Source organism: Leucobacter soli (assembly GCF_042659205.1).
Classification (GTDB): domain Bacteria; phylum Actinomycetota; class Actinomycetes; order Actinomycetales; family Microbacteriaceae; genus Leucobacter; species Leucobacter soli.
Map to the genome: position 1 here is coordinate 1 of NZ_JBHSRW010000255.1, position 3,068 is coordinate 3,068.

General features: G+C 69.2%; 4 protein-coding genes. 1 reads left to right on the forward strand and 3 read right to left on the reverse strand.

What is annotated here, in order from left to right; genetic code table 11:
- Both tyrS and ACFPZL_RS11720 read right to left on the reverse strand, forming a co-directional pair.
- The coding region (tyrS, locus tag ACFPZL_RS11715; RefSeq protein ID WP_382335535.1) for a tyrosine--tRNA ligase at window positions 1-1,001 on the reverse strand (1,001 nt) is incomplete at its 3' end.
- Window positions 1,002-1,036: 35 nt separating this feature from the next.
- A complete protein-coding gene (locus ACFPZL_RS11720; protein ID WP_218114478.1) occupies window positions 1,037-1,351 on the reverse strand; it encodes a hypothetical protein in 315 nt (104 codons plus the stop codon).
- A 157-nt stretch (window positions 1,352-1,508) separates the two neighbouring features.
- On the opposite strand from ACFPZL_RS11720, the gene ACFPZL_RS11725 reads away from it, so the two are divergent.
- Window positions 1,509-2,063, forward strand: coding sequence for a hypothetical protein (locus ACFPZL_RS11725; protein ID WP_218114477.1), 555 nt, complete (start codon window positions 1,509-1,511; stop codon window positions 2,061-2,063).
- A 76-nt stretch (window positions 2,064-2,139) separates the two neighbouring features.
- On the opposite strand, the gene argH is transcribed toward ACFPZL_RS11725, so the two are convergent.
- A partial coding sequence (gene argH, locus ACFPZL_RS11730) for an argininosuccinate lyase (protein WP_382335537.1) occupies window positions 2,140-3,068 on the reverse strand: 929 nt, incomplete at its 5' end.

A 3,068-nucleotide genomic window follows, 5' to 3' on the forward strand; every position in this document is an offset into this window, starting at 1 on the left:
GCCGCCTGCGCGGCCGCCGAGCCGTGCACGAGCGACGTCACCTCGAGCGCCAGGCGCCGCTGCGCCGCGCGCTTGTACGGCTCGGCCGCGACCTGCGCCGCGTACTCGTCGATCTCGGCGCGGGTCAGGAAGGTGAAGACCTTGAGCCGGTCGATCACATCGGCGTCGGACTGGTTGAGCCAGAACTGGTAGAAGCGGTAGGGCGAGCACATCTCGGGGTCGAGCCAGATGGCGTTGCCCTCGCTCTTGCCGAACTTCGTGCCGTCGGAGTTCGTGATCAGCGGTGTGCCGATCGCGTGCGCCGACACGCCCTCGACCTTGCGGATGAGGTCGGTGCCGCTCGTCAGGTTGCCCCACTGGTCGCTGCCGCCCGTCTGCAGCCGGCAGTCGTACTGCCGGTGCAGCTCGAGGAAGTCGAAGCCCTGCAGGATCTGGTAGCTGAACTCGGTGTAGCTGATGCCCTCGTCCGAGGCGAGACGCGCGGCCACGGCATCCTTCTTGAGCATCGTGCCGACGCGGAAGTGCTTGCCGACCTCGCGCAGGAAGTCGATGGCGCTGAGCGGGGCGGTCCAGTCGAGGTTGTTGACGAGACGCACCGCGTTCGCGCCGTCATCCGAGAGGAAGCGCGAGACCTGCGCCTGGAGCCGTGCCACCCACTCGGCGACGGTGTCCCGACTGTTGAGCGTGCGCTCGGCCGTCGGTCGGGGGTCGCCGATGAGGCCGGTCGAGCCGCCCACGAGCCCGAGCGGCCGGTGCCCCTTCAACTGCAGACGGCGCAGCAGCAGCAGCTGCACCAGGTTGCCGAGGTGCAGGCTGGGCGCGGTCGGGTCGAAGCCGCAGTAATAGGTGAACGGCTCGCCCTCGAACAGCTCCGACAGGGCTCCCGGGTCGGTCGAGACGTGGATCAGCCCGCGCCACTCCAGCTCGTCCCACAGGGTCGCGAAGCTGTCGTCGTTGCACTGGGCTGCCAGGATCTCGGCGCGTTCTGCTGCTGCGTTCACCGTTCGATTCTAGCCAACGGCCACGGCGGAGGCCGTCACTGGGGCGGCGGCCCGCCCTCGTCCTCCCACGCGTTCAGTTGGAGCAGCTTCTCGCGGGAGTACCGTCGGCGCACTCCGTACCCCGCGGTCTCGTCCTCGGGGATGAACAGCGCACCGTACCGCTCCAACGATTCCTTGAGCCGCGCCAGGTCCGCCGCCGGCAGAGCGATCGTGCCCTGCTCGAAGCTCCGCACCTGTTTCTTCGTGAGGCCGGCCGATTCCGCGATCGTGCGCGTCGACACCTTCGTGAACGCGCGCGCCGCGCGTGCGAGATCCGCGGTCAGGGGAAGGTCGTCCGCCGTGCCAGTCATACCACCATCCTCCCCGAACGCCCCGGCGAAGTAAACCGCGCGTGCCTGCACCGGCATTTCCGGCGCCGGCACGATCCCGGCGGCTCCACCGGCCTCCGAGCCCTTGGGATACGCTGGCCCTGCCTGCCCATCCCGCTGGCGGAATCGAAGAGGATCCATGATCATTACCGAGTTCCCTCGCGACCTGCTGATGACCGGTGTCATCTTCGGCGTGGCCGCGTTCGTATGGTCGGGCTGGGCGCAGGAGCGCCCGCCGACGCACTGGATCTGGCGAATCGTCCTCGCCCTCCTCGGGCTCGGAGGCCTCGCGCTCACCGGGATCAGCATGCCCGCGGTGATCCGCAACTGGACCGGGCCGACCGCGATCAGTTTCGGCGGTACCGCGAGCACGATCTATCTCACGGTCTTCGCGCTCGAAGTCGTCGCGATCGTGGTGGTCGCCATCTGGGCGACGCGGCGAAGACGCGGCGACCTCATCGCCCCGCTGGTGCTCGCCGTCGTCGGCATCCATTTCATTCCGCTGGCTCCGGTGTTCGGCCAACCGATCTTCGCTGTCACCGGAATACTCGTCACGATCGTCGCCGTCGTCGCAGCGCTCCTACCGCTCGGGATCGCGGCACGCAGCTTCTGGTGCGGGATCCTCGGCGCTCCCGTGCTTCTCGTGGTCGGTGCGATCTGCACCGTGTCCGCGTTCGGTTCGCTCAGCGGCTGAACGACTGAACACCGAACGGCCGAGCTATTGAGAGCCGGTCGGAGGCGCGAAGACGACGCCTCGCGCTCCGCAGTGCCTACCGCACCGCGCGGAACTCCGCGATCCTCGCCGCCAGCAGTGCGAGCTGCTCGGCGACCCGCACCGCCGCCGTGCCGCCGGCACCCGTGCGGCTGTTCACCGAGCCCTCGATGGTCAGCACCTCGCGCACCGCGGGTGCGAGATGCGGCGAGACGCTCGCCAGTTCGGCGTCGCTCGGCTCGTGCAGCTCGATCCCGCGCTCCTCGCAGAAACGCACCAGCTCCCCCGAGATCTCGTGCGCGTCGCGGAACGCCACCCCCTGCTTGACTAGCCACTCGGCGACGTCGGTCGCGAGCGAGAAGCCCTGGGGTGCGAGCGCGGCCATGCGGTCGGTGTCGAACGAGAGCGTGGCCACCATGCCGGTGAAGGCCGGCAACAGCACCTCGAGCTGCTGCACCGAGTCGAAGACGGGCTCCTTGTCCTCCTGCAGGTCGCGGTTGTAGGCGAGCGGCAGACCCTTGAGTGTCGCGAGCAGGCCGGTCAGATTGCCGATCAGACGGCCCGACTTGCCGCGCGCGAGCTCGGCGATGTCGGGGTTCTTCTTCTGCGGCATGATGCTGGATCCGGTCGAGTAGCCGTCGTGCAGGCGCACGAAGCCGAACTCCTTCGTGTTCCAGAGGATGATCTCCTCGCTGAGCCGCGAGAGGTCGATGCCGACCTGGGCGGCGATGTAGGCGAACTCAGCTACCACGTCGCGCGCGGCCGTGCCGTCGATCGAGTTGTCGAGCGGATCGCCGAGACCGAGTTCGGCGGCGACCAGTCGGGGGTCGAGGCCGAGGGAGGATCCGGCGAGGGCGCCGCCGCCGTAGGGCGAGCGCCGGGCGCGGGCCGACCAGTCGCGCAGGCGTTCGAGATCGCGGATCAGCGGCCAGGCGTGCGCGGCGAGCTGGTGCGCGAGGAGCACCGGCTGCGCGTGCTGCAGGTGGG